This window comes from Streptomyces sp. NPDC051133 (assembly GCF_040682635.1).
Taxonomy (GTDB): Bacteria; Actinomycetota; Actinomycetes; order Streptomycetales; family Streptomycetaceae; genus Streptomyces.
Genome location: NZ_JBFBBK010000009.1, coordinates 102,760 through 126,647 on the forward strand (window position 1 = coordinate 102,760; position 23,888 = coordinate 126,647).

A 23,888-nucleotide genomic window follows, 5' to 3' on the forward strand; every position below is an offset into this window, starting at 1 on the left:
TAGCCCGACGGAAAGGCGGACCCCATGAGCGACGCGCGTGACACCACCCCCCGCCCCCTGAGGATCACCGCCCGCGGCCGGGCCGTCCTCGCCGACCCCCGGATCAACCGCGGGACCGCCTTCACCGAGGACGAACGCCGGGCCCTGGACCTGGTCGGCCTGGTCCCGCCCCACGTGCTCACCCAGGACGAACAGGTGGAGCGTGCCTACGCGCAGTACCGCGAGCAGCCGAGCGACCTGGCCAGGAACGTCAATCTCGCCGCCCTGCACGACCGCAACGAGACGCTGTTCTACCGGCTCGTCGGCGACCACCTCGAAGAGATGCTGCCCATCGTCTACACCCCCACCGTGGGCACGGCCATCCGCCGCTACAGCAACGAGTACCGCCGCCCGCGTGGCGTCTACCTCTCCGTGGACGCCCCCGACGACATCGAGCGCTCGCTGCGCGCGAGCGGCCTCGGCGCCGCCGACGTCGACCTGATCGTGGCCACCGACGGCGAGGGCATCCTCGGCATCGGCGACTGGGGTGTCGGCGGCATCGACATCGCCGTCGGCAAGCTCGCCGTCTACACGGCCGCCGCCGGCATCGACCCGCGCCGCACCCTGCCCGTGATGCTCGACGTCGGCACCAACCGCCAGGACCTCCTCGACAACCCTCTCTACCTCGGCAACCGGCACCCCCGAGCCGACCGCGACAGCTACGACGCCTTCATCGACGCCTACGTCACCACCGCGACCAAGCTCTTCCCGGGCGCCCTGCTGCACTGGGAGGACTTCGGCACCGCCAACGCCCGCCGCATCCTCGACCGCTACCGCGACCAGGTGTGCACCTTCAACGACGACATCCAGGGCACGGGTGCCGTCAATCTCGCCGCCGTGCTGTCCGGTGTGCGGGCGGCCGGGGTCCCGCTGCCCGAGCACCGGATCGTCGTCTTCGGCGCCGGCACGGCGGGCATCGGCGTCGCCGACCAGCTCCGTGACGCGCTGGTCGCCGAGGGGCTGTCCGAGGCCGACGCCACCGCCCGGTTCTGGTGCGTCGACCGGTACGGCCTGCTCACCACCGACCAGGGCGACGAGCTCCGCGACTTCCAGCGGCCGTACGCCCGCCCCGCCGACGACACCGCCGGCTGGCGGCGCGACGACAGCCTGCCCGGCATCCCCCTGGACGAGGTGGTCCGCCGGGTCCGCCCGACCATCCTCATCGGCACCTCCGGCCAGAGCGGCGCCTTCACCGAGGACATCGTGCGCGAGCTGGCCCGGCACACCGAACGCCCGATCATCCTGCCCATGTCCAACCCCACCGACCTCGCCGAGGCCACCCCCGCCGACCTGTTCGCCTGGACCGACGGCCGGGCCCTGGTCGCCACCGGCAGCCCCTTCGCCCCGGTCGAACGGGACGGGACGGCGTACGAGATCGGCCAGGCCAACAACGCCCTGGTCTTCCCCGGCCTCGGCCTCGGCGCGATCGTGGCGCGCGCCTCCCGGGTCACCGACGGCATGCTGCGCGCGGCGGCGGACGCGGTGGCCCGCAGGACCGACGACTCGGACGTCGCCCGGCTGGGCGCCCCGGTCCTCCCGCCGATCCGCGACCTGCGCGGCACCTCGGAGGCGGTCGCCGTGGCCGTGGCCCGGACGGCCGTGGAGGACGGGGTCGCCCGGGCCGGTCTGGACGACATCGAGGAGGCGGTGCGCGCGGCCCGCTGGGAGCCGGTGTACCCACCGGTGGAAGCGGTCTGACCCCGATCCCGACAGCGGCCCCACCGCGGCACGGGACGCGCAACTCCCGTGGCGCCGCGCACGGGCAACTCCCGCCCCACGCAACGGCCTGCCAAGACCCAGCCCCTCACGCCCCCCAAATTCATGCAAGCACGCTTGATTGTTTCTGGCTCCGCTGCCATGCTCCCCTCATGGCCGACCCGACGCCCGTCATCGACGACCTGCGTGCGGAGAGCGAGGAACTCGACCGGCTCACCGCCGAGTTGAGCCCCGCGCAGTGGGCACTCCCCACTCCCGCGCCCGGCTGGACCCTCGCCCACCAGATCGCCCACCTCGCCTGGACCGACCGCTCGGCGCTGCTGGCCGTCACCGACACCGGTGCCTTCCGGACGCTGGTCGAGAAGGCGCTCGCCGCTCCCGACTCGTTCGTGGACCAGGGCGCGGAGGACGGCGCCCGGCTCCCGCCCGCCGAGCTGCTGGCCGGCTGGCGGGCGGGCCGCGACGCGCTCGACCGGGCGCTGCGCGCCGCCCCGCCCGGCTCCCGCTTCCCCTGGTACGGCCCGCCCATGTCGGCCGCCTCCATGGCCACCGCCCGTCTCATGGAGACCTGGGCCCACGGCCTGGACATCGCCGACGCCCTGGGGGTGGCCCGCCCGCCCACCGACCGGCTCCGCCATGTGGCACGGCTCGGCGTGCGGACGCGCGACTTCGCCCACACCGTCCATGGACTCACCCCGCCGGCCGGCGAGTTCCGCGTCGAACTCCAGGCGCCGTCGGGCGAGATGTGGACCTACGGCCCCGAAGACGCCCCGCAGCGTGTCACCGGGCCCGCCCTCGACTTCTGTCTCCTCGTCACCCAGCGTGCCCACCGCGCCGACCTCGCCCTGACCGCGACGGGCCCGGACGCCGACCGCTGGCTGGACATCGCCCAGGCCTTCGCGGGCCCGCCCGGCACCGGCCGCCCGCCACAGGAGGCCGCCCGGTGAACGCCCTGCGCATCGGCAACTTCTCCGGCTTCTACGGCGACCGCGCGGACGCCCTGCGCGAGATGCTCACCGGAGGGGAGATCGACGTCCTCACCGGCGACTATCTCGCCGAACTCACCATGCTCATCCTGGCCCGCGACCGGCTGAAGGACCCCTCCGCCGGGTACGCCCGCACCTTCCTGCGCCAGCTGGAGGACTGCCTCGGCCTCGCCCAGGAGCGCGGAGTGCGGATCGTCACCAACGCGGGCGGCCTCAACCCGGCCGGACTCGCCGACGCCGTACGCGCGTCGGCCGGCCGGCTCGGGCTGCCCGTCCGGGTCGCGCACGTCGACGGCGACGACCTCACCGCCGCCCACCCCGGCACCCTCGCCGCCCACGCCTATCTCGGCGGCTTCGGCATCGCGGAGTGTCTGCGGGCCGGAGCGGACGTGGTCGTCACCGGACGGGTCACGGACGCCGCGCTGGTCACCGGGCCCGCAGCCGCCCACTTCGGCTGGCAGCCGGAGGAGTACGACCGGCTCGCGGGCGCCGTCGTCGCCGGACACGTGCTGGAGTGCGGCACGCAGGCCACCGGCGGGAACTACGCCTTCTTCCGGGAGGCGGACGTCCGCCGGCCCGGCTTCCCGCTCGCCGAGATCCACGCCGACGGCAGCAGCGTCATCACCAAACACCCCGGCACCGGCGGCCTGGTCGACACCGGCACGGTCACCGCCCAGCTGCTGTACGAGACCGGCGGCGGCCGGTACGCCGGGCCCGACGTCACCGCCCGGCTGGACACCGTACGGCTGAGCCAGGACGGGCCGGACCGGGTGCGGATCGAGGGCGTGCGCGGTGAGGCACCGCCGCCCACGCTCAAGGTCGGGCTCAACCGGCTCGGCGGCTTCCGCAACGAGGTCGTCTTCGTCCTCACCGGACTCGACATCGAGGCCAAGGCCGACCTGGTGCGCGAGCAGCTCGCCGACGCGCTCGCCAAGTCACCGCCCGCCGAGGTCCGCTGGGACCTGGTCCGCACCGACCGCGCCGACGCCGCCACCGAGGAGACCGCGAGCGCGCTGCTCCGGCTCGTCGTCCGGGACCCGGACCAGCGGGTCGTCGGCCGGGCACTGAGCGGGGCCGCCATCGAACTGGCCCTCGCCAGCTACCCCGGCTTCCATGTGCTCGCCCCGCCCGGAAAGGGCGCCCCCTACGGCGTCTTCGAGGCCGGGGCCGTACCCCAGGACGCCGTCACGCACACGGCCGTCCTCCCCGACGGACGCCGTGCCGCCGTGCCGCCGCCCCAGGACACCCGCCCGCTGGACGCCGTACCGCAGCCGCCGCTGCCCGAGCCCCTGCCGGCCGGACCGGCCCGGCGTGCCCCGCTCGGTCTCGTCGCCGGGGCCCGCAGCGGGGACAAGGGCGGCAGCGCCAACGTGGGCGTGTGGGCGCGGTCGGAGGAGGCCTGGCGGTGGCTCGCCCACGAACTGACCGCCGACCGATTCCGCGAACTGATCCCGGAAAGCCGGGATCTGCCCGTCACCCGGCACCTGCTGCCGAACCTGCGCGCGCTCAACTTCGTCGTCGACGGCATCCTCGGCGCCGGCGTCGCCGCGCAGGCCCGCTTCGACCCGCAGGCCAAGGCCCTCGGCGAATGGCTGCGCTCCCGCCACCTGGACATACCGGAGGCATTGCTGTGACCGTGCTGGAGACGGCCCTGGACGTCAACGGCCCCGACTACCGGGCCCACCGCGAGGCCATGCTCGCCAAGCTCGCCGACCTGGACACCGAGCACGCCAAGGCGCTCGCGGGCGGCGGCGACAAGTACGTCGCCCGGCACCGGGGGCGCGGCAAGCTGCTCGCGCGGGAGCGGATCGAGCTGCTCCTCGACCCGGACACGCCCTTCCTGGAGCTGAGCCCGCTCGCCGCGTGGGGCAGTGAATACCCGGTCGGTGCCTCGCTGGTGACCGGCATCGGTGTCGTCGAGGGCGTGGAGTGCCTGATCACCGCCAACGACCCGACCGTCCGCGGCGGAGCCAGCAACCCCTGGAGCCTGAAGAAGGCCCTGCGCGCCAACGACATCGCCCTCGCCAACCGGCTGCCCTGCATCAGCCTGGTCGAGTCCGGCGGCGCGGACCTGCCCTCCCAGAAGGAGATCTTCATCCCGGGCGGCGCCATCTTCCGCGACCTGACCCGGCTCTCCGCCGCCGGCATCCCGACCGTCGCCGTCGTCTTCGGCAACTCCACCGCCGGCGGCGCCTACATCCCCGGCATGTCCGACCACGTGATCATGGTGAAGGAACGCGCGAAGGTGTTCCTCGGCGGCCCGCCCCTGGTGAAGATGGCCACCGGCGAGGAGAGCGACGACGAGTCCCTGGGCGGCGCCGAGATGCACGCGCGCGTGTCCGGTCTCGCCGACTACTTCGCCGTCGACGAACAGGACGCGCTCCGCCAGGCGCGCCGGGTCGTCTCCCGGCTCAACCACCGCAAGGCCCACCCCGATCCCCCCTTCGCCCAACCGCCCAAATACGACAACGAGGAACTTCTCGGGATCGTTCCCGGCGACCTGAAGATCCCCTTCGACCCCCGCGAGGTCATCGCCCGGATCGTCGACGCCTCCGACTTCGACGAGTTCAAGCCGCTGTACGGCACGAGCCTGGTCACCGGCTGGGCCGCCCTGCACGGCTACCCGGTCGGCATCCTCGCCAACGCCCAGGGCGTCCTGTTCAGCGCCGAGTCGCAGAAGGCCGCCCAGTTCATCCAGCTCGCCAACCAGCGCGACATCCCCCTGCTGTTCCTGCACAACACCACCGGCTACATGGTCGGCAAGGAGTACGAACAGGGCGGCATCATCAAACACGGCGCGATGATGATCAACGCGGTCAGCAACAGCCGGGTGCCCCACCTGTCCGTGCTCATGGGGGCGTCGTACGGCGCCGGGCACTACGGCATGTGCGGGCGCGCCTACGACCCGCGGTTCCTGTTCGCCTGGCCCAGCGCCAAGTCCGCCGTCATGGGCCCGCAGCAGCTCGCCGGCGTGCTGTCGATCGTCGCCCGCCAGTCGGCCGCGGCGAAGGGACAGCCGTACGACGACGAGGCCGACGCCGCCCTGCGCGCCATGGTGGAGCAGCAGATCGAGTCCGAGTCGCTGCCGATGTTCCTGTCCGGGCGGCTGTACGACGACGGCGTCATCGACCCGCGCGACACCCGCACCGTCCTCGGCCTGTGCCTGTCCGCCCTGCACACCGCGCCCTACGAGGGCGCGCGCGGCGGCTTCGGCGTCTTCCGGATGTGAGGGACCACGTGATTTCCACTGTGCTCGTCGCCAACCGCGGCGAGATCGCCTGCCGGATCTTCCGCACCTGCGCCGCTCTCGGCATCCGCACGGTCGCCGTGCACTCGGACGCCGACGCGGGCGCGCTGCACACGCGCGTGGCCGACACGACCGTACGGCTGCCGGGAGCCGCACCCGCCGACACCTACCTGCGCGGCGACCTGATCGTGAAAGCGGCCCTGGCCGCCGGCGCCGACGCCGTGCACCCCGGCTACGGCTTCCTCTCCGAGAACCCCGGCTTCGCCCGCGCCGTCCTGGACGCCGGCCTCACCTGGATCGGACCGCCCCCGGACGCCATCGAGGCGATGGCGTCCAAGACCCGGGCGAAGCGGCTGATGGGACTGAGCCCCCTCGACGAGGCCGCCGTCACCGACGCCGACCTGCCGGTGCTGGTGAAGGCCGCCGCCGGCGGCGGCGGACGCGGCATGCGGATCGTGCGCCACCTGCATCAGCTGCAGGCGGCGCTGGAGGCCGCCCGCACCGAGGCCGCGAGCGCCTTCGGCGACGGCGAGGTGTTCGTGGAGCCCTACCTCGAACACGGCCGCCACGTCGAGGTGCAGATCCTCGCCGACACCCACGGCACCGTCTGGCCGCTCGGCACCCGTGACTGCTCCCTCCAGCGCCGCCACCAGAAGGTGATCGAGGAAGCCCCCGCCCCGGCCCTGCCCGACGCCCTCATCCAGGAACTGCACGCCCTGGCCGTACGTGCCGCACGCGCCGTCTCCTACGTCGGCGCCGGCACCGTCGAGTTCCTCGTCGCCGACGGCCGCGCCCACTTCCTGGAGATGAACACCCGCCTGCAGGTGGAACACCCGGTGACGGAGGAGGTGTTCGGCCTCGACCTCGTCGCCGAGCAGATCCGCGTCGCCGAAGGGCACGCCCTGGACACCACCCCGCCCCCCGCGCGCGGACACGCGATCGAGGCCCGCCTCTACGCGGAGGACCCCGCGCACGACTGGGCCCCGCAGACGGGCACCCTGCACCACCTCGCCGTACCGGCCGGCGTCCGCCTCGACACCGGTTACAGTGACGGTGACCCCATCGGCGTCCACTACGACCCGATGCTCGCCAAGGTCGTCGCCCACGCGCCCACCCGCGCGGAGGCCGTCCGCAAGCTCGCCGGCGCCCTGGAACGGGCCGCCATCCACGGCCCCGTCACCAACCGCGACCTCCTCGTCCGCTCGCTGCGGCACGAGGAGTTCACCGCGGCCCGCGCGGACACCGGCTTCTACGACCGCCACCTGCCCGAACTGACCGCCCCGGCCCCCGACGCGCACGCCCCGCTGGCCGCCGCCCTCGCCGACGCCCACGGCCGCTCCCGCTTCGGCGGCTGGCGCAACGTCCCCTCACAGCCGCAGGTCAAGCGGTACGCCATGGCGGGCGAGGAGCACGAGGTCCACTACCGGCACACCCGGCAGGGCCTCACCGCCGACGGGGTCCGGATCGTCCACGCCGACGCCCACCGGGTCGTCCTCGAAGCCGACGGCGTGCAACGGACCTATGAGGTCGCGCGGTACGGCGACCAGGTCCACGTGGGCGCCACCCGCCTCACCGCCCTGCCCCGCTTCCCCGACCCGGCCGCACAGCTCGCCCCGGGCTCCCTGCTGGCACCGATGCCGGGAACGGTCGTACGCATCGCCGAAGGCCTCACCGAAGGGGCGGCCGTCGAAGCGGGCCGGCCCCTGATCTGGCTGGAGGCGATGAAGATGCAGCACCAGATCACGGCACCGGTCACCGGAACGCTGACCGCCCTGCACGCCGAGGCCGGCCAGCAGGTGGAACCAGGAATGTTGCTCGCCGTCGTGCAGGAAACCTCTTCTTAGGAGCCGCATGTCTCCCGTCGTCGAAACCGAAGAGCACCAAGCCCTCCGCTCGGCTGTCGCCGCCCTCGGCAAGCGCTACGGCCGCGACTACCTCGTCCGCACCGTCGCCGAAGGTAAACCCCTCACCGAACTCTGGTCCGAGGCCGGCAAGCTCGGCTACCTCGGCGTCAACCTCCCGGAGGAGCACGGCGGCGGAGGCGGCGGCATCACCGAACTCTCCATCGTGCTGGAGGAACTGGGCGCCGCGGGCTCCCCGCTCCTCATGCTCGTCGTCTCACCCGCCATCTGCGGCACCGTGATCTCCCGTTTCGGCACCGAGGCCCAGAAGCAGGCCTGGCTCCCCGGGCTCGCCGACGGCACCCGCCTCATGGCCTTCGGCATCACCGAACCCGACGCCGGGTCCAACTCCCACCGCATCACCACCACCGCCCGGCGCGACGGCGCCGACTGGCTCCTCACCGGCCGGAAGGTCTTCATCTCCGGCGTCGACATGGCCGACGCGGTCCTCGTCGTCGGCCGCACCGAGGACGCCCGCACCGGACGCCTCAAGCCCTGCCTGTTCATCGTCCCGACGGACGCCGAGGGTTTCCAGAAGCACCCCATCGACATGGAACTCAACGCGGCCGAGAAGCAGTTCGAACTGGTCCTCGACGACGTACGGCTGCCCGCCGATGCGCTCGTCGGCGATGAAGACGCCGGTCTGCTGCAGCTCTTCGCCGGACTGAACCCCGAACGGATCATGACGGCCGCGTTCGCGATCGGCATGGGCCGCCACGCCCTGGCCAAGGCCGTCGAGTACGCCCGCGACCGCACCGTCTGGAAGACCCCCATCGGCGCCCACCAGGCCATCGCCCACCCCCTCGCCCAGGCCCACATCGACCTGGAACTTGCCCGCCTGATGATGCAGAAGGCGGCCCACCTCTACGACGCCGGCGACGACGTCGGCGCGGGCGAGGCCGCCAACATGGCCAAGTACGCGGCCGGGGAGGCCTGCGTGAAGGCCGTCGACCAGGCCGTGCACACCCTCGGCGGCAACGGCCTCACCCGCGAGTTCGGCCTCGCCTCGTTGATAACGGCCGCACGCGTGGCTCGTATTGCTCCGGTGAGCCGGGAGATGATTCTGAACTACGTCTCCCACCAGACCCTGGGTCTGCCCAAGTCGTACTAGGCGACCGCGACCGCACTGGAGGAACCGTGTTCCGCAGCGAGTACGCAGACGTTCCGCCCGTAGAACTCCCCATCCACGAGGCCGTCCTCGGCCGGGCCGCCGACTTCGGCGAGCAGCCCGCGCTCATCGACGGCACGGACGGCACCACCCTCACGTACGAGCAGGTGGACCGGTTCCACCGGCGCCTCGCCGCCGCGTTCGCCGACGCGGGCGTCCGCAAGGGCGACGTCCTCGCCCTGCACAGCCCCAACACCATCGCCTTCCCCACCGCCTTCTACGCGGCCACGCGCGCGGGTGCCGCCGTCACCACGGTGCACCCGCTCGCCACCCCCGAGGAGTTCGCCAAACAGCTCGTCGACAGCGCCACCCGCTGGATCGTCACCGTCTCCCCGCTGCTGCAGACCGCCCGGCGCGCCGCCGAACTCGCGGGCGGCATACGGGAGATATTCGTCTGCGACAGCGCACCCGGACACCGGTCGCTCATCGACCTGCTCGGCTCGGCCGCCCCCGAGCCCCACGTCGACATCGACCCCGCCGAAGACATCGCCGCGCTGCCGTACTCCTCCGGCACCACCGGCGTCCCCAAGGGCGTCATGCTCACCCACCGGCAGATCGCCACCAACCTCGCCCAGCTGGAGCCCGCCGTCCCCGCGGGACCCGGCGACCGCATCCTCGCCGTCCTGCCGTTCTTCCACATCTACGGCCTCACCGCCCTGATGAACGCGCCCCTGCGCCAGGGCGCCACGGTCGTCGTCCTGCCCCGCTTCGACCTGGAGACCTTCCTCGCCGCCATCGAGACCCACCGCATCACCGGCCTGTACGTCGCCCCGCCGATCGTCCTCGCCCTCGCCAAGCACCCCTCGGTCACGGCCTACGACCTGTCGTCCCTGAAGTACGTCATCAGCGCCGCCGCCCCCCTCGACGCCCAGCTCTCCCTCGCCTGCTCCGCACGCCTCGGCCTGCCCCCGATCGGCCAGGCCTACGGCATGACCGAACTGTCCCCCGGCACCCACGTCGTCCCTCTCGACCGCCTCCACCAGGCACCCGCCGGCACCGTCGGCCGGCTCGTCGCCGGCACCGAGATGCGGATCGTCTCCCTCGACGACCCCGGCAAGGACCTCGGCACCGGCGAACCCGGCGAGATCCTCATCCGCGGCCCCCAGGTGATGAAGGGCTACCTCGGCCGCCCCGACGCCACCGCCGACATGATCGACCCCGACGGCTGGCTGCACACCGGAGACGTCGGACACGTCGACGCCGACGGCTGGCTCTTCGTCGTCGACCGGGTCAAGGAACTCATCAAGTACAAGGGCTTCCAGGTGGCCCCCGCCGAACTGGAGGCCCTCCTCCTCACCCACCCCGGCATCGCCGACGCCGCCGTCATCGGCACCCGCAACGACGACGGCAACGAGATCCCGCACGCCTTCGTCGTCCCCCGCCCCACCGTCGCCGGCGACCTGACCGAAAACGAGATCATGCTCTACGTCGCCGAACGCGTCGCCCACTACAAACGCATCCGCCACGTCACCTTCCTCGACACCGTCCCCCGCGCCGCCTCCGGCAAGATCCTGCGCCGCGAACTCAGGGAGCGCGCATGACCACGCCGATCGGCCGCACCCGCACGCGCGGCGTCGACACCCTCAGCCTCGACGCCACCGACACCCGCAACGCCCTCTCCGCAGGTCTCGTCACCGCCCTCGCCGAGGCCCTCACCGACTGCGGCAAGGACCCCGACGTCCGCGCCGTCGTCCTCACCCACACCGGCACCACCTTCAGCGCCGGCGCCGACCTGCGCGACCCACCCCACCCCGACGCACTGACCGGCCTCCTCCGGCAGATCGTCGAACTCCCCAAGCCGGTCGTCGCCCGGGTCACCGGCCACGTCCGCGCCGGCGGCCTCGGCCTCCTCGCCGCCTGCGACCTGGCGGCAGCCGCCACCACGGCCACCTTCGCCTTCACCGAGGTCCGCATCGGCGTCGCGCCCGCCGTGATCTCCCTGCCCGTGATCCCCCGCACCGACCCCCGCGCGCTGGCCCGCTACTACCTCACCGGCGAACGCTTCGACCCGGCGCAGGCCGTCCGCCTGGGCCTGCTCACGGTGACCGGGAACGACGTCGACGAAGCCCTCGCCCCCCTCCTGGACGGCCTGCGCCGCTCCTCCCCCCAGGCCCTGGCCGAGACGAAACGGCTGCTCACGGCTAGGGTGCTGGAGACATTCGACCGGGACGCGGCCGACCTGACCGCCCTCTCGGCCCGGCTGTTCTCCTCCGACCAGGCCCGGGAGGGGATGACGGCCTTCCTGGAAAGACGGGACCCGGCATGGGTGGTGTGAGCACATGAGCACGACGGCGGAACGCGACCGCCTGCCCAAACAGGACCGCAGCCGGGCCACCCGGCAACGGCTCCTCGAAGCCGCCGTGGCCTGCCTCGCCGAACACGGCTGGGCAGGCTCCACCGTCGGCGTCGTCGCCGAACGCGCCGGCGTCTCCCGGGGCGCCGCCCAGCACCACTTCCCGACCCGCGAGGACCTCTTCACCGCCGCCGTCGAGTACGTCGCCGAGGAACGCTCCACCGCGCTCCGGGCCCTCTTCCCCGACGGGCCCGCCGACCGCCGCGCCGTCGTCGCCGCCCTCGTCGACCTCTACACCGGCCCCCTCTTCCGCGCCGCCCTGCACCTGTGGGTCGCCGCCTCCAACGAGGACCAGCTCCGCGCGCGCGTGACCGAACTGGAGGCCCGCGTCGGCCGCGAGACCCACCGCATCGCCGTCGACCTCCTCGCCGCCGACGAGACCCGCCCCGGCGTCCGCGAAACCGTCCAGGGCTTCCTGGACATGGCCCGCGGCCTGGGCCTGGCCAACCTCCTCACCGACGACACCACCCGCCGCGAACGGGTCGTCTCCCAGTGGGCCGAACTGCTGGGGCGGGCACTGGACTGAGCGGCGCCCTCCGTGCGGGAGCCGTGTCAGCGGACGACGTCGAAGACGTTCTTCTGCAGGCCGTTGGCGTAGGCCTCGTGCTCGACGAGCCTCAGCTTCTGGGTGTCCTTGTCCGTGGTGCTGAACAGACGCTTGCCGGCGCCGAGCAGGAGCGGGAAGACGAGCAGGTGGTACCGGTCGATCAGGCCGGCGTCCGAGAGCGCCTGGTTCAGCGAGGCGCTGCCGTGGACGATGATCGGGCCGCCCTCCGTCTCCTTGAGCGCGGCGACGTCGTCGAGCGAGCGCAGGATCGTGGTCTCGCCCCAGTTCGACACCAGGTCGTCCTCGGTGAGGGTGGTGGAGACGACGTACTTCGGCATCACCTTGTAGTCGGCGAATTCCTCCATGTCCGGCCACACAGGGCTGAACGCCTCGTAGCTGGTCCGGCCCATCAGCATCGCGGTGGCTTCCTTCTGCTCCCGGCCCTTGATGTCGAACGCCTCGGGGAGGAAGTCGGTGTGCTTGAAGGTCCAGCCGGAGTTGCGGTAGCCGGGCTCGCCGCCGGGGGCCTCCACGACGCCGTCGAGCGAGATGAACGCGGTGCTGATCAGGGTACGCATCTGAAAGTTCCTCGGTCTCTCGTGTCCATGTGCTGTGATCTCTGACTGCTGATCACAGAGAAACTCATCGGTCGGCCTCGGCATCCCCGAAAAACAGTTGAGCCATCGCCGACCGCTTCTTAGGCTGTGCCCTACGTAGGAAAGGAGGTGATCGGGTAAATGAGTGAAACCCGGACGCGCGAGGTGGCTGCGGGCTAGCGGCTCGCCACCACACTCTGTGCGGTGCCGGACCAGCGTGTGTGAGAACCACGCAGCCGGCCCAATCCAACGCAGTCACCCGACCCGCGGGCTGCCGGTACGTCCGGCCGGCTCCTCCTCGGAGGAACCCAGCCCGCGGGTCGTCTGCGTTTTCAGGGACTGAGCCGTTCCACCGTCCAGGTGCCGTCGGGACGGGCCGTGTAGCGGAGGCGGTCGTGGAGGCGGTTCTCGCGGCCCTGCCAGAACTCGATCATCTCGGGGGCGATGCGGAAGCCGCCCCAGTGCGGGGGCACCGGCACCTGTTCGTCCTCGGGGTAACGGGCCTCGAGGTCGGCGTAGGCGGTGTCCAGCTCGGTGCGGGAGGCGATCACCTTCGACTGGGCGCTCGCCCAGGCGCCGAGCTGCGAGCCGTGCGGGCGGGTGCGGAAGTAGGCGGCGGTCTCGTCGCGGCCGGTGCGGTGGGCGGTGCCGGTGACGATGACCTGGCGGGCGAGCGGGTGCCAGGGGAACAGCAGCGCGACGTGCGGGTTCTGCGCGAGGTCGCGGCCCTTGAGGGAGTCGTAGTTGGTGAAGAAGACGAAGCCGTCGGTGTCGTACTGCTTCATCAGGACCGTGCGGGCGCTGGGGCGGCCCGTCGCGTCCGCCGTGGAGACGATCATCGCGTTGGGTTCGTAGATCGTGCCGTGCAGGGCCGCGCGTGCCGCGTCCTCGAACCAGCGGGCGAACTGGTCCATGGGGTGTGTGGCGAGATCCTGTTCGGAGAGGCCCTCGGCCCGGTACTGCTTGCGCATCGCGGAGGGGTCGAGGACGGGGTCCAGGAGGGGTTCGCGGTCGGTCACCCGGTCATCTTGCCGTACTTGCCCGGCCGAACGGGTGTGGCACTGAGTGTCGTACGGACTCCCCAAGTGCGGCACCGGAGGTTATCGTGCTGGTTCCCTTGCGGTATGGGTGACCACGGGTGACGACCGGCCGATCGGGGCATCACCGGGGTGACCACCGCCGACAATCACGAGGAGCCGCCTGATGTCCGATTTCGTACCCGGGCTCGAAGGAGTCGTCGCGTTCGAGACGGAGATCGCCGAGCCGGACAAGGAGGGCGGCGCCCTGCGGTACCGGGGCGTCGACATCGAGGACCTGGTCGGCCACGTCTCGTTCGGGAACGTGTGGGGGCTGCTGGTCGACGGTGCCTTCAACCCCGGCCTGCCGCCCGCCGAGCCGTTCCCGATCCCGGTGCACTCCGGTGACATCCGCGTGGACGTCCAGTCGGCGCTGGCGATGCTCGCCCCGGTGTGGGGTCTGAAACCGCTGCTCGACATCGACGAGCGGCAGGCGCGGGACGACCTCGCGCGGGCCGCCGTGATGGCGCTGTCCTACGTCGCGCAGTCCGCGCGCGGCCAGGGGCTGCCGATGGTGCCGCAGCGGGAGATCGACAAGGCGAAGTCCGTCGTCGAGCGGTTCATGATCCGCTGGCGGGGTGAGCCGGACCCGAAGCATGTCGCGGCCGTGGACGCGTACTGGACCTCCGCGGCGGAGCACGGCATGAACGCCTCCACGTTCACCGCGCGGGTCATCGCCTCCACGGGCGCGGACGTCGCCGCCGCGCTGTCGGGTGCGGTGGGCGCGATGTCCGGGCCGCTGCACGGGGGTGCGCCCTCCCGGGTGCTCGGGATGATCGAGGAGATCGAGCGGACCGGGGACGCGGAGGCCTACGTCAAGCGGGCCCTGGACCGGGGCGAGCGGCTGATGGGGTTCGGGCACCGGGTGTACCGGGCCGAGGACCCCCGGGCGCGGGTGCTGCGGCGGACGGCGCGGGAGCTGGGCGCTCCGCGGTTCGAGATCGCGGAGGCGCTCGAGAAGGCAGCGCTGGAGGAGCTGCACAACCGGCGGCCGGACCGGGTGCTGGCGACGAACGTCGAGTTCTGGGCCGCGATCATGCTGGACTTCGCGGAGGTGCCGGCGCACATGTTCACGTCGATGTTCACGTGCGCGAGGACCGCCGGCTGGTCGGCGCACATCCTGGAGCAGAAGCGGACGGGCCGCCTCGTACGTCCGTCCGCGCGGTATGTGGGGCCCGGTTCCCGGCGGCCCGAGGACATCGAGGGGTACGCGGACATCGCCCACTGAAGGGGCGCGTGAGGGGCGCGTGAGGGGTGCGGGCGGCCGCGGGCCGGTGGTGGCCGGTCGCGCGGGCCGCCGCGCCTTTCGCCGCGCCCCCGGGGGGGTTCAGGCCGCCGGTGTCAGCAGGCTGCCGTGGTGGCGCTGCGCCACCAGCGGGTGGGCCCGCAGCTTGCCCTTGAGTTCGTTGTAGCCGTACTCGGCGAACAGGGGGTTCGACGGGTCGGTGGTGATGCCCGGGGCCCGTGACGCGTGGGGGAAGGGGAGCGGTTCGACCCGCGCGTCCAGGCGGGGGTTGTAGAAGAACGGGACGGAGAAGCGTTCCGTCGCTCCGGGCGGGCTCACCACGCGGTGGTTGGTGGCGAGGAGGTAGCCGTTGGTGGCCACCTCCAGGAGTTCGCCGAGGTTGACGACGAAGGCGCCCTCGATGGGCGGGACGTCGTGGAAGAGGCCGTCCTCGCGGTGGACCTGCAGGCCGCCGACCGTGTCCTGCAGGAGCAGGGTGAGGAAGCCGTAGTCCTTGTGCGCGCCGACGCCCTGGTCGGTGCCGTCGCCCGCGCTGCCGGGGTAGCGGACGAGCTTGAGGTGCGGGTGGGCACGGTCGCCGAAGATCGGGTCGTAGAAGCCGGCCGGGGCGCCGATGGCGGTCAGCAGCTCGTGCAGGAGGCGGTCGGCGACCGCGCTGAGCCTGTCGACCCAGGCGAGGGCGGCCGTGCGCAGTTCGGGCAGGGCGGCCGGCCACTGGTTGGGGCCCTGCAGCCACCAGTACGGGGGTTCGCCGGGGGCGGGTACGTGGGCGGGGCGTTCGGCGCCGATGTCGAGCTGGTCGCGCCAGTCGCGGGAGCCGCCGGTGCGTTCGTCGCCGGTGCGGGTGTAGCCGCGGAAGTGCGGGGAGCCGACGTTGTCCAGGGCGAGCCGGTCGGACTCGGGGAGGGCGAAGAAGGCGCGCATGGCGCTGAGCAGCGCGTCGGTCTCGGCCTTGGTCACGCCGTGGCCGACGAGCTGGAAGAAGCCGACGTCGTGGGCGGCGCTGTGCAGCCGGGCGTGGAGCAGGGCGCGGGCTTCGGGGCCGCGGTCGGCGGCCGACAGGTCGATGATGGGGAGCTGGTCGTACGACGAGGTCGTCGTCGCGGTGTGCGTCGTCATGGGTGCGTCCACAGGGGTGTGTGGGCCACGGGCAGGCCGCCGAGGGTAGGGGGCGGCGCCCAGGATGCCGTAAGAAGGGGCGAAAAAGGGGGCTGGATCAGGCCGAGTGGCGACAGCCCATGCTCGTGACGCGCACGTAGTCCACGTGGCGGCGGCGAACGAGCATCGGAAGCATGCGGGCAAGACTACTGCGCGACGCCGGTTACGGGTGTGGCCCGCCTCACTCGCTCAGAACTTGCCGGGCAGGTGCGGGGCTTTGGGCGGCACATCTTGATTGATGCAATCTTGCGGGAACAGGATGTGTGCTGCGTCACGTTCCAGTTGAATGAGGGCCAGTGAGCTGAAGGCCACTGAGCGAACCGTGCGCCGTACGGGCGCCGACGCAGCCTGCAGGGGGTCCAGGTGAGTGCTTCTCGGCGGAGTGGGACCACCGATGAGCTGGGGCCGGACGACCCCGGCGAGTCCGGCGGTTCGGATCTGCTCGCCGCTCTGCTCGACGGCATGGACGCGGCGCTGTGCGCCTTCGACGCCGACGGGGTCGTGACCCACTGGAACCGTGAGGCCGAGCGGATCCTGGGCTGGACCACGGCGGAGGCGGTCGGGCGGCACGGGTTCGCCGGGTGGGCGGTGCGCAGCGCCGACGCCGAGGAGGTGCAGGAGCGGCTGATGTCCGCGATGCACGCGCCGGGGCGGCAGGTGCACGAGTTCGCCCTGGTGACCAAGGACGGGGGGCGGGTCCTGGTGCGGACGCAGTCCGCCGCCGTGCGGGGGCCCGACGGGAAGCCCGCCGGGGTGTACTGCGCGTTCAGCGAGGTGCACGCGCAGATCGATCTGGAGCGGTCGATCGCGCTGAGCGAGGCGTTGTTCGAGGACGCGGCCTGGGGTGTCGTCCTCGTGGACGCCGATCTGCGGCCCGCCGTCGTGAACGGGTACGCCGCGCGGGCACTGGGGATCGGGCGCACCTCCGCGCTCGGCCGGCCGCTCGGTGAGCTGCTCGCGCAGGGCGTGGAGGAGTTGGAGGCCGCGCTGACGCACGTCCTGGCCGAGGGCGCGCCGCCCGCGCCGGCCGAGCTGTGGGTGGCCGTGCGCGCGGCGGAGGGTGACAAGCGGCGCTGCTGGCGCAACGGGTTCCTGCGGCTGGCCTCGCCGCTCGCGGAGGAGCCGGTGCCGCTGGGTGTCGGCTGGCTGTTCCAGGACGTCACCGAGGCGAAGCAGGGCGAGCAGGAGGCGGCGCTGCTGCGGTTCCGTACGAACCAGCTGCACCGTGCCGCGCGGGCCGCCGCCGAGTGCGAGGACCCGGGGGAGGGGGCCGTCGTGCACCTGGACTTCGCCCTCGCGGGCTTCGCCGACCACGCGTTGATCGACCGGGTGGCGGGTCCGCCGCGCGGGGAGGGGGACGACACGGCCGCACGGCTGGTGCGGTTCGCCGCCACGCCCGCCGGGGCGCCGGGGCCGAGTGTGCTGTCCGGCGCGGCCGGGCTGCCGGTGCGCTACGAGGTGGGGCATCCGGCGCTGAGCTGTGTGGAGCGGGGCGGGAGCGTGCGCGCGGACGCCGGGGCGGTGCCGGCCGAGCGGGCGCGGGAGTGGGCGCTGGAGCGGCAGTGGCCGGACGACGTGGTGCACGCGCTGTGCGCGGTGCTGCGCAGCCGGGGGCGGACGCTGGGCGCGGTGACCTTCCTGCGCGGGGCCGGCCGGAGCCGCTTCGAGCGGTCCGACGCGGCGTACGCGGAGGATGTGGCGGCCCGGATCGCGGCGGCGCTGGATCTGGCGGACGCGGTCCGGGAGTAGACCCGGGGCGGACCTCGCGGCGGAGGCCGGCCCTCCAGGCCGGCCGGTCAAGTCGCCCGTCCGTCAGGCCGGGTCGGCCGGTCCGCCGGTACGGGTCGGCGGCCGGCCCCGCGGTTCAGCGGCGGTAGAAGATCCGGTCGCCGTACTCGCGCATCACCCGGCCGTTCCACTCGTGGCCGCCGTCGACGTTGCCGGAGCGCAGCAGCGGGGGCTCGATGCCGCGGTCGGCGAGGGCGGCCGCGGCGGTGGCCATGACGGCCTGCATCAGGGCGGTGGTGACGACCGTGGAGGCGGGGGCGAACGGCGCCGGGATGGTGTCGAGGGTGAGTTCGGCGTCGCCGACGGCGATCTTCGAGTCGAGGACGAGGTCGCAGTGGTCCTTCAGGAAGGTGCCGGAGGAGTGCCGGGACGTCGTCTCCGTGGCGTAGGCCACCGAGGTGACGCCGATGACCCGCACGCCGAGGGCGCGGGCGTTCACGGCCATCTCGACGGGGAGGGCGTTGCGGCCCGAGAGGGAGATGATCACGAGGGCGTCGCCCGCGCGCAGCGGGGAGCTGTCGAGGACGGCGCTCGCGAGGCCGTCGACGCGTTCGAGGGCGGAGCCGAGGGTGGCGGGGGTGACGTCGACGCCGACGACGCCGGGGACGGCGAGCAGGTTCATCAGGGCGAGGCCGCCGGCGCGGTAGACGACGTCCTGGGCGGCCAGGGAGGAGTGCCCGGCTCCGAAGGCGAACAGCCGGCCGCCGGCCGCCACGGTGTCGGCGAGGAGGGTGCCGGCCGCGGTGATCGCCCCGGCCTCCTCCGCACGGACCCGGTGCAGGAGGTTGATGGCGGCGTCGAAGAACAGGTCGGCAGGCGTGCCGTCGCTCATGCGGTGCCCCTTCGCAGCGTCTGTGTCGCGGATCACCGTGCGGTCTGGACCAGTGCGGTGTCAATACGGCGCCGGGGTATCGGGGCACTCCGGTACGGCCATTCCGCCGGAGGCGCCCGCTTGTCAGTGGGATCCGGCAGAATTGATGGCAGGGCCAGCGCACGCGCCGGGCTGCCGGCAGAGGTAATCGAGGGGCACGTATGTCCGGACTGATCGACACCACGGAGATGTATCTCCGCACCATCCTCGAGCTGGAGGAGGAAGGCGTCGTCCCCATGCGCGCCCGCATCGCGGAGCGGCTGGATCAGAGCGGGCCGACGGTGAGCCAGACGGTGGCGCGGATGGAGCGGGACGGACTGGTGTCCGTGGCCAGCGACCGCCATCTGGAGCTGACCGACGAGGGCCGCCGGCTCGCCACGCGCGTGATGCGCAAGCACCGTCTCGCCGAGTGTCTCCTGGTCGATGTGATCGGCCTGGAGTGGGAGCAGGTGCACGCGGAGGCGTGTCGCTGGGAGCACGTGATGAGCGAGGCCGTGGAGCGCCGCGTGCTGGAGCTGCTGCGGCACCCGACCGAGTCGCCGTACGGCAACCCGATCCCGGGCCTGGAGGAACTGGGCGAGAAGGACGGGGCCGACCCGTTCCTGGACGAGGGCATGGTCTCGCTGGCCGATCTCGACCCGGGTGCGGACGGCAAGACGGTCGTCGTCCGCCGTATCGGCGAGCCGATCCAGACGGACGCCCAGCTGATGTACACGCTGCGGCGGGCGGGTGTGCAGCCCGGCTCGGTGGTGAGCGTGACGGAGTCGGCCGGCGGTGTGCTGGTGGGCAGCGGCGGCGAGGCGGCCGAGCTGGAGGCGGACGTCGCGTCGCACGTGTTCGTCGCCAAGCGCTGAGCATGGAGGAGCCCCGGCGCCGTGTGGCGCCGGGGCCTGTCCTCCCCTGTGCTGACCCGGAGCCCCGAGCTCTCAGGGTCAATCCCCTCGGACCGTTTTTCCCCGAGCGGTCCGCCTCCCGCCAGTAGAGATCCCCTGGGCGGCGGCGATCATTCCTCGAGGGGTGTCACTCGAATGAGGGGTGTTGTCCGCAGAGGCACCATCTTCGAATGCGTATTCGATAGTCTGCGGCGATCGAGCAGGACGTACGAGGCAGCCGGAGCTGGGGGGTACCAGGGCCGATGGCACGGCGTATCGACGTGACGGGAGCGGGCGGGGTGCGCCTGGCCGCGTGGGAGTTCGTCGACCCCCCGAAGCAGGACCCGGAACCCCCGGGCCCCGCCGGTCCGGGTGTGCTCTTACTGCACGGCCTGATGGGCCGCGCCTCCCACTGGGCGCCGACCGCCCGCTGGCTCGCCGAGCGGCACCGCGCGGTCGCCCTCGACCAGCGCGGCCACGGCCGGAGCGACAAGCCCCCACAGGCCGCCTACACCCGCGAGGCCTACGTCGAGGACGCCGAGGCCGCCCTCGAACAGCTCGGCCTCGGCCCCGCCGTTCTCATCGGGCACGCCATGGGCGCCCTGACCGCCTGGCAGCTCGCCGCCCGGCGCCCCGACCTGGTGTGCGGCCTGGTCGTTTGCGACATGCGCGCCTCCGCGCTCGGTGCGGCCTCGCAGCGCGAGTGGGCCGAATGGTTCCGGTCCTGGCCCGTCCCCTTCGCCACCCTCGCCGACGTCCGCAAGTGGTTCGGCGAGGACGATCCGTGGGTGGAGCGGCCGAACCCCGCCCGCGGCGCGTTCTACGCCGAGGTCATGCACGAGTCCGCCGACGGCTGGCGCCCCGTGTTCGACCCGGAGGAGATGCTGCGGACCCGGGAGAGCTGGGTGTACGACGCGCACTGGGAGGAGCTGGCCCAGGTCCGGTGCCCCGCGCTCGTCCTGCGGGGGCTGGACGGCGAGCTGGGGCGGGCGGAGGCGCAGGAGATGGTGCGGGTGCTGCCGCTCGGCGAGTACGCCGAGGTCGCCGATGCGGGACACCTGGTCCACTACGACCAGCCGCTGGCCTGGCGAGGCGCCGTCGAACCGTTCCTGGAGCGGGTCCTGGCCGGATGACCGAGGACCTCCTCGCCGGCCCCGGGAGGGCCCGTCGGCCCTGTCAGCCCCTGCTCACCGCCGTCAGGATCTCCGGCAGCCGGGCCGCCGTCCGCGGTGCCGCGAGCCGCAGCCCGAGCAGCGCGGTCGTCGCCCCGTAGCCGGCCCCCACCGGCAGCAGCACCCAGGTCCACGCTCGCCCGCCCGCGCTGACGCTCAGCCAGACGGCGAGGGCGATCACGGGGGAGCACAGGAGGGCCGCCGCGACCATGCCGCCGAGGATGGAGATCCAGGCGAGGCCCGCCTGACCGGGGACGACGTTCTTGTGCCCCTCCTGCGGGATGGAGTACGGGAAGCGGGCCGAGGTCCACGCGCCGGTCGCCAGCATCGCGCCGAGCAGCGCGAAGGACAGCCCCAGCACCTCCGGCAGCCGCGCCCAGGTGCCCAGCAGCGCCGTCGTCAGCACCGTCACCAGCGCCGCGTACGGCAGGGTGACCAGCAGCAGCGCCAGCGCCCTGCCGCGCAGCTCGGCGTAGGCGTCCCGGGGCGAGGAGATGGTCGTGGCCACCATCCAGAACGCGGAGGTGTCCTGCCCGAACTGGTTGTACATCTGGATGCCGAGCATTCCGGCGGCGAAGCAGGCGAAGTAGACCGACCCGGTGCCCTGCACCGCGTTGAACACCGGCACGATCAGCCCGATCGCCAGCGAGGTCACCCAGGCGGCCTTGGTCTTGGGGTCCCGCCAGATGTAGCGCAGGCTGCGCTCCATGACCGCCCCCGTGCGGCCCCCCGGCAGCAGCCGCCCGACGCCGGACGGCGCGCGGTCCCCGGCGCCCGCGTCGGCGGCCTGGAGCGTGGAGCCGTCGGGCGCGGTCATCAGCCGGGTCAGGCTCCGCGCCCAGACCCCGACGAGCACCGCCAACCCGGCCGCGGACACGGCGAGCCGGGCCGCGGCGATGCCGTACGCCCCCTCGCTCGCCGAGTGCACCGCGCCCACCGCCGACGCCGGCGGCACCCAGGACAGCACGTCCGCGACCGGCCGCAGCTTCCCCGGTCCGGCCGAACCCAGATGCTGGGCGCCGAAGTTGACCACCTGCACGCCGATCGCGATCACCAGCCCGCTCAGGACGGCCAGATCGCGGCCCTTCCTGCTGGTCAGCAGACGTACGTTGGCCGTGGCGACGGCGCGGGCGAGGGCCACGCAGACCGGCAGGGCGAGGACGACGGCGACGACGGCGCACACCCAGCCCGCCGTGCCGTGGGCCAGGGACAGGGCGCAGCCGGTCAGGATCAGCAGCGTGAACAGCGGGCCGATGCCGACCAGGGAGGCCGCGAGCAGGGCCCGTACGAGGGGCCGGGGACGCAGCGGGAGCAGTACCAGGCGGGTCGGGTCCAGGGTCTCGTCACCGCTGGGGAAGAACAGCGGCAGCACCGCCCAGCCCAAGGCCAGCACGGCCGTGCCGAGGACGGCGACGACGTCGGCGTCCGCCCGCCCGCGCAGCAGGAGGAACCCCAGCAGCTGCGACAGCGCGAACAGCACCGCGACGACGGCCGAGGCGACGAACGCGGCCCGCCGGCCCCCGGACTGCCGCAGCCCGTTCCTGAGCAGCGACAGCTTCAGCCGTACGACGGTGGAGGTGAGGTGCGTCATCGGGCCGCCCCGCCGCCGAGCCAGTCCAGATCCGCCCCGGCGTCCCGGGCCCGCGCCCCGACCAGTTCCAGGAAGGCCGCCTGCAGGGTGGGGTGCTCCCCGCGCACCTCGGCCAGGGTGCCCGTCGCCCGGATCCGGCCGGCCGCCATCACCGCCACCCAGTCGCACAGCGACTCGACCAGTTCCATCACGTGGGAGGAGAACACGACGGTGGCGCCGGAGGCGGTGTACCGCTCCAGCACGCCCCGGATGGTCTGCGCGGAGACCGGGTCGACGCCCTCGAACGGCTCGTCCAGGAACAGCACTTCGGGGTTGTGCAGGAGGGCGGCGGCCAGGCCGGTCTTCTTGCGCATGCCGGTGGAGTAGTCGACGACGAGCTTGTGCTGGGACCCGGCGAGGTCGAGCACGTCCAGCAGCTGTGTGGCCCGTTTGTCGACCTCGTCCCCGGGCAGCCCGCGCAGCCGCCCCGCGTAGCCGAGCAGTTCCCGCCCCGACAGCCGCTCGAACAGCCGCAGTCCCTCGGGAAGGACGCCGATCCGCGCCTTGACGGCCACCGGGTCCCGCCACACGTCGTGCCCGACGACCTCGACGGTGCCGTCGTCGGGCCGCAGCAGCCCGGTCACCATCGACAGGGTGGTGGTCTTCCCCGCCCCGTTGGGCCCGACCAGTCCGATGAACTTCCCGGCGGGCAGGTCGAGATCGATCCCCCCGACGGCGACTTGCTGCCCGAACCGCTTCCAGAGCCCACGCACGCGTACCGCAGCTTCGGTCATGCATGAAGGCTACGGCGGCTGCGCCGCTCCGAACGGGGCGAGCGGCTACCGATCCCGGCCGCACGCATAGGCCAGCGGCGAGATCAACTCCTCCGCGTCCGGCAGCCACCGGTTCGCCGGGGTCGGCCGGCGGACCCACTGCACGGCCCCCCGTGACCCGAACCGGGTCGGAGGAGCGGCCACGTACGCGCCCTCGCCCAGGGCCACCAGATCCAGCGAGGACGGCGACCACCCCAGCGTGCGCACCAGATCCGGCACCTTCGCGGAAGCCCCCGGCAGCACGAAGAAGTGCATCCGCCGGTCGGGAGCGAGCGTCGCCGGCCCCAGCGTCAGCTCCATCCGCTCCATCCGGGCCAGCGCCAGGAACCCCGCGCTCTCCGGGACGGACAGCGCGTCGAACGTCCGCCCCGTCGGCAGCAGGATCGACGCCGTCGGCTGCTTCTGCCACATCCGGCGGGCGACGGTCGCACCGCCGGTCGCCTGGGCCGCCCAGTCGGGGCGCGCGGGGTGCGCACCCGGCGCGGGGCAGGAGGCGTCGCCGCACGAGCAGCGCTGCATCCCGTCGACGGCTTCCAGCCAGGTGCCCGGGAACACGTCCCAGTGCCGTTCCTCGGCGTAGCGTACGGCGGTCTCCAGCAGCGATTCCCCGCGCTGCTGCGGAATCTGGGCGGCCTGGGTGCCGGCGATCGTCTCTTCCACGACCCTCTCAACTCCCGTGTCCACCTGGAGTTACGGCCGTAGCGCGCGCGGGGGAGGAGCATCGATTCCGCAGTCGGGGCGCATGGGTG

21 protein-coding genes are annotated in these 23,888 nt (G+C 73.0%); 13 read left to right on the top strand and 8 right to left on the bottom strand.

Annotated elements, in window-relative coordinates; genetic code table 11:
* The first annotated feature begins 24 nt into the window (after positions 1 to 24).
* The 9 genes from AB0N17_RS12435 (at position 25) to AB0N17_RS12475 (ending at position 11,936) form a co-directional block, all read left to right on the top strand.
* Positions 25 to 1,737, top strand: a complete 1,713-nt coding sequence (locus tag AB0N17_RS12435; protein ID WP_366011184.1) for an NAD-dependent malic enzyme — start codon at positions 25 to 27, stop codon at positions 1,735 to 1,737.
* A gap of 170 nt (positions 1,738 to 1,907) precedes the next feature.
* Positions 1,908 to 2,702 carry a TIGR03084 family metal-binding protein gene (locus AB0N17_RS12440; protein ID WP_366011185.1) on the top strand — a complete coding sequence of 265 codons (795 nt, stop codon included), beginning with the start codon at positions 1,908 to 1,910 and terminating at the stop codon, positions 2,700 to 2,702.
* Positions 2,699 to 4,375, top strand: coding sequence for an acyclic terpene utilization AtuA family protein (locus AB0N17_RS12445; protein WP_366011186.1), 1,677 nt, complete (start codon positions 2,699 to 2,701; stop codon positions 4,373 to 4,375). The genes AB0N17_RS12440 and AB0N17_RS12445 overlap by 4 nt, the downstream gene beginning before the upstream one ends.
* Positions 4,372 to 5,970, top strand: a complete 1,599-nt coding sequence (locus AB0N17_RS12450; RefSeq protein WP_366011187.1) for a carboxyl transferase domain-containing protein — start codon at positions 4,372 to 4,374, stop codon at positions 5,968 to 5,970. The genes AB0N17_RS12445 and AB0N17_RS12450 overlap by 4 nt, the downstream gene beginning before the upstream one ends.
* A gap of 8 nt (positions 5,971 to 5,978) precedes the next feature.
* Entirely contained in the window at positions 5,979 to 7,832 is a 1,854-nt protein-coding gene (locus tag AB0N17_RS12455) for a biotin carboxylase N-terminal domain-containing protein (RefSeq protein WP_366011188.1), read from the top strand.
* 7 nt (positions 7,833 to 7,839) lie between these two features.
* Complete coding sequence (locus tag AB0N17_RS12460) at positions 7,840 to 9,000, top strand: acyl-CoA dehydrogenase family protein (RefSeq protein ID WP_366011189.1); 1,161 nt, start codon at positions 7,840 to 7,842, stop codon at positions 8,998 to 9,000.
* Positions 9,001 to 9,026: 26 nt separating this feature from the next.
* Positions 9,027 to 10,598: a 4-coumarate--CoA ligase family protein gene (locus AB0N17_RS12465; RefSeq protein WP_366011190.1), complete on the top strand. Its 1,572-nt coding sequence runs from the start codon at positions 9,027 to 9,029 to the stop codon at positions 10,596 to 10,598.
* Positions 10,595 to 11,332 carry an enoyl-CoA hydratase family protein gene (locus AB0N17_RS12470; protein ID WP_366011191.1) on the top strand — a complete coding sequence of 246 codons (738 nt, stop codon included), beginning with the start codon at positions 10,595 to 10,597 and terminating at the stop codon, positions 11,330 to 11,332. The genes AB0N17_RS12465 and AB0N17_RS12470 overlap by 4 nt, the downstream gene beginning before the upstream one ends.
* A 4-nt stretch (positions 11,333 to 11,336) precedes the next feature.
* Entirely contained in the window at positions 11,337 to 11,936 is a 600-nt protein-coding gene (locus AB0N17_RS12475; protein WP_366011192.1) for a TetR/AcrR family transcriptional regulator, read from the top strand.
* 26 nt (positions 11,937 to 11,962) lie between these two features.
* On the opposite strand, the gene AB0N17_RS12480 is transcribed toward AB0N17_RS12475, so the two are convergent.
* Both AB0N17_RS12480 and pdxH read right to left on the bottom strand, forming a co-directional pair.
* A complete protein-coding gene (locus AB0N17_RS12480; RefSeq protein WP_366011193.1) occupies positions 11,963 to 12,535 on the bottom strand; it encodes a dihydrofolate reductase family protein in 573 nt (190 codons plus the stop codon).
* A 350-nt stretch (positions 12,536 to 12,885) separates the two neighbouring features.
* Positions 12,886 to 13,572 (bottom strand): pyridoxamine 5'-phosphate oxidase, encoded by a 687-nt coding sequence (pdxH, locus tag AB0N17_RS12485; protein ID WP_366011194.1) that lies wholly within the window; start codon positions 13,570 to 13,572, stop codon positions 12,886 to 12,888.
* A gap of 184 nt (positions 13,573 to 13,756) precedes the next feature.
* On the opposite strand from pdxH, the gene AB0N17_RS12490 reads away from it, so the two are divergent.
* A complete protein-coding gene (locus AB0N17_RS12490) occupies positions 13,757 to 14,857 on the top strand; it encodes a citrate synthase 2 (RefSeq protein ID WP_366011195.1) in 1,101 nt (366 codons plus the stop codon).
* A gap of 99 nt (positions 14,858 to 14,956) precedes the next feature.
* Here the strand turns inward: AB0N17_RS12490 and AB0N17_RS12495 are convergent, their stop codons facing one another.
* Positions 14,957 to 15,994, bottom strand: a complete 1,038-nt coding sequence (locus AB0N17_RS12495; protein WP_366011196.1) for a 2-oxoglutarate and iron-dependent oxygenase domain-containing protein — start codon at positions 15,992 to 15,994, stop codon at positions 14,957 to 14,959.
* Between the two features lie 228 nt (positions 15,995 to 16,222).
* Positions 16,223 to 16,345, bottom strand: coding sequence for a hypothetical protein (locus AB0N17_RS12500; protein WP_366011197.1), 123 nt, complete (start codon positions 16,343 to 16,345; stop codon positions 16,223 to 16,225).
* A 51-nt stretch (positions 16,346 to 16,396) separates the two neighbouring features.
* Here AB0N17_RS12500 and AB0N17_RS12505 point away from each other — a divergent pair, with 51 nt between their 5' ends.
* Positions 16,397 to 17,782, top strand: a complete 1,386-nt coding sequence (locus AB0N17_RS12505) for a PAS domain-containing protein (RefSeq protein WP_366011198.1) — start codon at positions 16,397 to 16,399, stop codon at positions 17,780 to 17,782.
* 115 nt (positions 17,783 to 17,897) lie between these two features.
* Here the strand turns inward: AB0N17_RS12505 and AB0N17_RS12510 are convergent, their stop codons facing one another.
* Positions 17,898 to 18,653, bottom strand: a complete 756-nt coding sequence (locus AB0N17_RS12510) for an SIS domain-containing protein (protein WP_366011199.1) — start codon at positions 18,651 to 18,653, stop codon at positions 17,898 to 17,900.
* Between the two features lie 200 nt (positions 18,654 to 18,853).
* Between AB0N17_RS12510 and AB0N17_RS12515 the strand changes: the two genes are divergently transcribed.
* Together AB0N17_RS12515 and AB0N17_RS12520 are read left to right on the top strand one after the other, a co-directional pair.
* A complete protein-coding gene (locus tag AB0N17_RS12515) occupies positions 18,854 to 19,546 on the top strand; it encodes a metal-dependent transcriptional regulator (RefSeq protein ID WP_123976148.1) in 693 nt (230 codons plus the stop codon).
* Positions 19,547 to 19,827: 281 nt separating this feature from the next.
* On the top strand, positions 19,828 to 20,697 hold the full coding sequence (locus AB0N17_RS12520) for an alpha/beta hydrolase (RefSeq protein ID WP_366011200.1): 870 nt from the start codon (positions 19,828 to 19,830) through the stop codon (positions 20,695 to 20,697).
* A gap of 43 nt (positions 20,698 to 20,740) precedes the next feature.
* On the opposite strand, the gene AB0N17_RS12525 is transcribed toward AB0N17_RS12520, so the two are convergent.
* Genes AB0N17_RS12525 through AB0N17_RS12535 form a run of 3 tightly spaced genes read right to left on the bottom strand, consistent with a single transcriptional unit; the run spans position 20,741 to position 23,799 of the window.
* On the bottom strand, positions 20,741 to 22,327 hold the full coding sequence (locus AB0N17_RS12525; protein ID WP_366011201.1) for a transporter: 1,587 nt from the start codon (positions 22,325 to 22,327) through the stop codon (positions 20,741 to 20,743).
* Positions 22,324 to 23,100, bottom strand: a complete 777-nt coding sequence (locus AB0N17_RS12530) for an ABC transporter ATP-binding protein (protein WP_366011202.1) — start codon at positions 23,098 to 23,100, stop codon at positions 22,324 to 22,326. Before AB0N17_RS12530 ends, AB0N17_RS12525 begins: the two co-directional genes overlap by 4 nt.
* Before the next feature lie 45 nt (positions 23,101 to 23,145).
* Entirely contained in the window at positions 23,146 to 23,799 is a 654-nt protein-coding gene (locus AB0N17_RS12535; RefSeq protein WP_366011203.1) for a bifunctional DNA primase/polymerase, read from the bottom strand.
* Between the last annotated feature and the right edge of the window lie 89 nt (positions 23,800 to 23,888).

Coding starts and splice junctions, on each gene's coding strand:
- AB0N17_RS12480 (WP_366011193.1), bottom strand. CDS start 12,535: ATGCGTACCCTGATCAGCACCGCGTTCATCTCGCTCGACGGCGTCGTG.
- AB0N17_RS12470 (WP_366011191.1), top strand. CDS start 10,595: ATGACCACGCCGATCGGCCGCACCCGCACGCGCGGCGTCGACACCCTC.
- AB0N17_RS12510 (WP_366011199.1), bottom strand. CDS start 18,653: ATGAGCGACGGCACGCCTGCCGACCTGTTCTTCGACGCCGCCATCAAC.
- AB0N17_RS12495 (WP_366011196.1), bottom strand. CDS start 15,994: ATGACGACGCACACCGCGACGACGACCTCGTCGTACGACCAGCTCCCC.
- AB0N17_RS12460 (WP_366011189.1), top strand. CDS start 7,840: ATGTCTCCCGTCGTCGAAACCGAAGAGCACCAAGCCCTCCGCTCGGCT.
- AB0N17_RS12490 (WP_366011195.1), top strand. CDS start 13,757: ATGTCCGATTTCGTACCCGGGCTCGAAGGAGTCGTCGCGTTCGAGACG.
- AB0N17_RS12435 (WP_366011184.1), top strand. CDS start 25: ATGAGCGACGCGCGTGACACCACCCCCCGCCCCCTGAGGATCACCGCC.
- AB0N17_RS12520 (WP_366011200.1), top strand. CDS start 19,828: ATGGCACGGCGTATCGACGTGACGGGAGCGGGCGGGGTGCGCCTGGCC.
- AB0N17_RS12515 (WP_123976148.1), top strand. CDS start 18,854: ATGTCCGGACTGATCGACACCACGGAGATGTATCTCCGCACCATCCTC.
- AB0N17_RS12440 (WP_366011185.1), top strand. CDS start 1,908: ATGGCCGACCCGACGCCCGTCATCGACGACCTGCGTGCGGAGAGCGAG.
- AB0N17_RS12525 (WP_366011201.1), bottom strand. CDS start 22,327: ATGACGCACCTCACCTCCACCGTCGTACGGCTGAAGCTGTCGCTGCTC.
- AB0N17_RS12475 (WP_366011192.1), top strand. CDS start 11,337: ATGAGCACGACGGCGGAACGCGACCGCCTGCCCAAACAGGACCGCAGC.
- AB0N17_RS12530 (WP_366011202.1), bottom strand. CDS start 23,100: ATGACCGAAGCTGCGGTACGCGTGCGTGGGCTCTGGAAGCGGTTCGGG.